Annotated in this window: 5 protein-coding genes and 1 pseudogene; 3 read left to right on the top strand and 3 right to left on the bottom strand. The window is 61.5% G+C overall.

What is annotated here, in order from left to right:
* Positions 1-186: pseudogene (locus KUG43_RS16640) on the top strand (hypothetical protein); the annotation flags it as partial.
* 526 nt (positions 187-712) lie between these two features.
* Here KUG43_RS16640 and KUG43_RS16635 read toward each other — a convergent pair.
* A complete protein-coding gene (locus tag KUG43_RS16635; RefSeq protein WP_216910951.1) occupies positions 713-1,552 on the bottom strand; it encodes a calcium-binding protein in 840 nt (279 codons plus the stop codon).
* 103 nt (positions 1,553-1,655) lie between these two features.
* Positions 1,656-2,633, bottom strand: a complete 978-nt coding sequence (locus tag KUG43_RS16630; protein ID WP_216910949.1) for a hypothetical protein — start codon at positions 2,631-2,633, stop codon at positions 1,656-1,658.
* A gap of 558 nt (positions 2,634-3,191) precedes the next feature.
* Here KUG43_RS16630 and KUG43_RS16625 point away from each other — a divergent pair.
* On the top strand, positions 3,192-3,545 hold the full coding sequence (locus KUG43_RS16625) for a 5-methylcytosine-specific restriction endonuclease subunit McrB (protein WP_216910947.1): 354 nt from the start codon (positions 3,192-3,194) through the stop codon (positions 3,543-3,545).
* A 41-nt stretch (positions 3,546-3,586) separates the two neighbouring features.
* On the opposite strand, the gene KUG43_RS16620 is transcribed toward KUG43_RS16625, so the two are convergent.
* Positions 3,587-3,793 carry a hypothetical protein gene (locus KUG43_RS16620; RefSeq protein WP_216910945.1) on the bottom strand — a complete coding sequence of 69 codons (207 nt, stop codon included), beginning with the start codon at positions 3,791-3,793 and terminating at the stop codon, positions 3,587-3,589.
* A 238-nt stretch (positions 3,794-4,031) separates the two neighbouring features.
* Between KUG43_RS16620 and KUG43_RS16615 the strand changes: the two genes are divergently transcribed.
* Positions 4,032-4,332, top strand: a 301-nt coding sequence (locus KUG43_RS16615; RefSeq protein ID WP_216910943.1) for a hypothetical protein, incomplete at its 3' end; no start/stop codon positions are given.

The raw sequence follows: 4,332 nt of genomic DNA, 5'->3' as shown, positions 1-4,332 counted from the left end.
CGGCCCTGGCGGCGGATCCACTTCTGGTTCAGCGTCGTCTATTCGGTCACCAACGTCCCCCATCTCATCGCCGACATCCTGGTGCCCGATGCCCGCCCCGATCAGATCGTGCTGATGGTGGCTCTCACGGTCTTCGGGTTGCTGATCAACGTGGAGGCCTGGCGCTGGTGGCGGCAGACTCCGTGAACGACAGGGATGGGTAAGGTCTGGCGTAACCGACTGCTGCGGTGAGTCCTGGGCCTGCTCCTCGCCCTTGCTCCGTGTCTTACCCCTGCGCAGCCCAGCTTCACTGGGCCGGAACTTCAGGTTTTCGTGCGCGAGGGCTGCCCCCATTGCACCCATGCCGAAGCGTTGCTGCCTGAGCTGCGGAAGCAGCGGCCAGAACTCCAGGTACGGCTGCGACCGCTCGGATCCGGTGCTGCTGCGTCATTGCTCGATCGAAGCAAAGACAAGGTATGCCGTGCATCCGGCTCATCAGACGTGTGAGCCGCTAGATCTCACCAAGTGATGTGAATCAAAAAGGAAGATGTCTTCCAAACCGCTTGCCCACTCGCCATCACACCCTGGCATTGATGACAGATCCGGCAGGTCGCACACCAATCCCGATTTGCTCTTCGACAGGCCAACTCCGGTCAGGAGCCTGTGTGCCCGGCCCGAAGTTAATCGGCAGTTGATAAGGGGGCCGGCAGAGTCGGAGGTGAGCTTCTCCGCCTCATCCCATGGAAAGATCGGCGCAGGTGAGAAAGTCGGTTTGGCCCAGTTGTGTGGTGTCGAAGCCGGTGAACGTCGCCAACAGCCGCCCTAGCCCTTCATGCTCGTCTTCAGTCACGAGGGGAACGGGGGCCCCGGCCTCCTCCATCACCACATAGATGGCGTTGCCCTGGAAGATCAGATCGCCGAAGGTCAACCCGCCGGTCAGGGCGAGGTGGTCGACACCCTGGCGGAAATCAGTAACGACATCACCTTCATCCTCTTCCTCGGCCATCGGAGCGAGGAGGTTCTCAATGCCCCCTCCGCCTCCATGGCCGCCACCACCTCCAGGCAGGCCGAGCACGAAGACGTCGCGTCCAAGGCCGCCGGTGTAGGTGTCGGGTGAATTCCCTCCGAAGAGAACATCATCGCCGCGACCGCCATCCATCAGATCCGGTCCACAGCCGCCGATCAGCAGGTCGTTGCCGTTCTCGCCGTACATGTCATCGCGGCCTTTTCCCCCGCGCAACTCGTCGTCGCCGTTGCCGCCATAGAGAAAATCACGACCCTCTCCGCCATCGAGGAAGTCGTTGCCATTGTCGCCATAGAGCCAGTCCTTCCCCTGGAAGGCCCTGAGCGTGTCATCCCCGTTGAGGCCGACGAGATTGTCCTTGCCCGCCCCTCCATCAAGAAGATCGGCTTTGTTGGTGCCCAGTGTCGGCGTTGGCTTGTCTCCTTCCCCCTGATCGGAGTCGTCGCAGCCTCCGGGTTCACCCGCTAAAGCGAGCAGCTGCGCAGAAGGGCAGAGCACGGACTCGAGGAAGGCGAGCTGGGAGGGTGTGAAGGAGGGGAGATTCGTCATGATGATTACCTTCGGAGATTGTCGAAAGCAGAGATCAGAGAAAGTCGCTGGTGGTCATGCCAATGGCATGACCACCAAACAACAAGTAGGGGAATCGGAGCTTCTACATCAGGGCTAGCGCCTCCCCTCCCCCACCCACTGCGGAGGGCACACCTACAAGCATCGCCAGCAGGCCGTTGTGCGTGTCGCCTCCCAGTCCCAGCAGACCATCGCCCACCACCTGGGTGAGGCGACCTTCCGTGAGCTCGGTGGGCTGGAAGCCAGGCAGGAGAGGATCATCGTTGCGCACCAACGTGTTTTCGTCGAACACAACCGGTGTGCCGTTTTCCAGCGCGAAAGTGATGAGATAAGTGCCGTCGGAGGTGAATTTCCACGGCAACCCCGAAGCTCCGACGTTGAACGTGCCGGAGATGGTCAGCTCAGGGCCGAAGGCGACGTTACTGATGTTGCCGCCAACAGTGATGCCATCACCACCGTTGGTATCCACCCACTGGTTCCCATCCCAGGCCAGTCCGGTGATGAAATCGGCACCGTCATTTACTCCGGGAGTGGCAGAACCATCTTCGGCATATTGTGGACTCAGGCCGGTCACCTTCTGGATCACTAGCTTCATGTAGGAATCCACTGTTTCCCCTTCCGTGCTGCTCGCATCCGCCGCGTACACGGCTGCGTACTCGCTGGAATAAGTGGTCGTTCCCAGGTAATCGCCGGCATTGCCCGTGAATGGGTATGTCTGCGTAGTCCCCACGGGTAACCGAGCCCCCTGGATCTCGGTGGGTCCCGTCTTCGAAGGACTGCCTTTCCCCTTGGCGCCACCCAGGAGAGTCATGGCGAAGCCAGTCAGGGTGTCATCGCCAGCAATCAGGGGCGTATTTACATCGGCGATTTCCTCAAACAGGCTGAGCTCAAGCCGGACGTTCCTGCCGCGCTGGATCGGTGCCGATTCCAAGGCGTCACCGATGTTGACATAATCGATGGCGATTGGGCTCTCTGCAGTGGCACCCGCAGAAATGTTTCCCGCCTGCCATTCGTTGCCTGTAACCCCTTGGGCGAAATACACGTAGTTGGTGTCCACCGCCACGGTGGGCGTCGCGGGCGTTGTGAAGGTGAATGAGCCTTCTGTACCCCGCAGGATCGGTGCCGCTTCGGGAAAGATCGCCGGGAGGGAGAGGTTGTTGCCCGCCGTGGTTTCACCCGGCCGGCCGCCACCACCACCGCCGCCACCGCCGCCTCCGCCACCGCCTCCGCCTCCGCCTCCGCCTCCGCCGGGGGTGCCACCTCCCGGTGACCCCCCGCCCCCGCCGATGCCACCGCCTGAACTGCCACCACTGCCTGAGCCCTGCCCTGCAGCGGATGGTGCCAAGGAGGGATCCTGTCCAAGAGCGAAGAGCAGGGAATTCAAGAAGGTTGGTCTTGCCATGACAGAGGTCTCCGGTTTGAGGTTGAACAGGGCTTGCCTGGAGTGGCTATGTCCTGAGGGCTGTCTGCGGCACGCCTATGACCGCTTGCTCTCCATGCCCTTACGCTCATACTGGCAATCGGAACGTTGATCGACGCGGCAAGGTGTTAACACGTTACCATTATATGTGCACTGTTACTTTTGCGCTCTCAGAGCATCGCTCACCGCTCCCTGGACCTGGTGGACCTGGCCTTCCGCCGCCGGTTTGCCTTCATCGATCTGGAGCCCTCCTTGGGCGATGTCTGGCGCGACTGGGTGGTGAACCACCGCCGGATGGATCTCGCCACCGCATCAGCGATTGAGCAGCGCCTTAACCAGCTCAACCAGACGATCGCCGCCTACAGCCGCCTGGGCCGTGCCCTTCGGATCGGGCACAGCTACGCCACACCCACCCGAAGCATGGAAGGCCGCAACTCCAAGGACTGGTTTGCCGAGGTTGTGTCCACCGAACTCAAGCCGCTTCTTGAGGAGTATTGGTTTGATGCTCCTGATGAAGTCGAACTAGCCGTGGCCCAGTTGATCGCGGGCTGGTGAGCATCCCCGTTCGCAACATTTGGTGGCTGATGTTCTACGCATCAGACCTGGGGCACAACGCCAATCCCGCCAAGCTCGGCTCCGAAGACTAGCCAGAGGAGATCCCGGATCTGGTGGCTGACATCCTGGTGAAGGCCGTAGAAGAGCGCCAGCGCCGGCACGATGATCACGCCGCCGCCGATGCCGATCAGTCCGCTCAGGGTGCCGACTGTGATCCCCAGCAATACATAGAGGATGACGGTGATCATGGTGTTGTCCGCAGGGAGAAGAGGGGAGATTCCTAACTGGATCAGGAGCCAAGCGCCACTACGAGGGTTCGGCGTTTTCGGCATGGGCGCCACCAGGGCCGATTCGCTGGGCGATCGAGCGCCTGGCCCCGTAGCAGCATCAGGTCGGCAGCTGGTTCATCCATCCGCAACGAACCACCAAGATCGCAAGGCCCTTGCTTCGTTGCTTCCCACACTGAAGTAACAAGCCTCCAGGCCGATGAACCCGTCGATCAACCAAGCCCTGCGGCTGATCACGCTCTGGATCGCCTGGCTGCTGGCGATGCTCTTCCACGTTGACCTGGGCCTGATGCCCCTGTTCCATGGTCAGTCGCCGGAGATCCACAGTCATGTGCAGGAGGGGGCCCTACCCCTGCTGTTCGGGGCGATGCTCGGCTACTTTCTGCTGCCGCTGATTGCGATTGTGCTGATCGCCTACGCCGCCACCACGGTCGGTCCGGCCACGCGCTGGCGGCCCTGGCGGCGGATCCACTTCTGGTTCAGCGTCGTCTATTCGGTCA

Source organism: Synechococcus sp. CCY 0621, from assembly GCF_019038465.1.
GTDB lineage: Bacteria > Cyanobacteriota > Cyanobacteriia > PCC-6307 > Cyanobiaceae > Cyanobium.
This window is presented reverse-complemented; position numbering and strand designations above follow the sequence as displayed.

Excerpts from the sequence above, each read along its gene's own strand:
- KUG43_RS16635 (WP_216910951.1), bottom strand. The coding sequence starts at position 1,552 with ATGACGAATCTCCCCTCCTTCACACCCTCCCAGCTCGCCTTCCTCGAG.
- KUG43_RS16620 (WP_216910945.1), bottom strand. The coding sequence starts at position 3,793 with ATGATCACCGTCATCCTCTATGTATTGCTGGGGATCACAGTCGGCACC.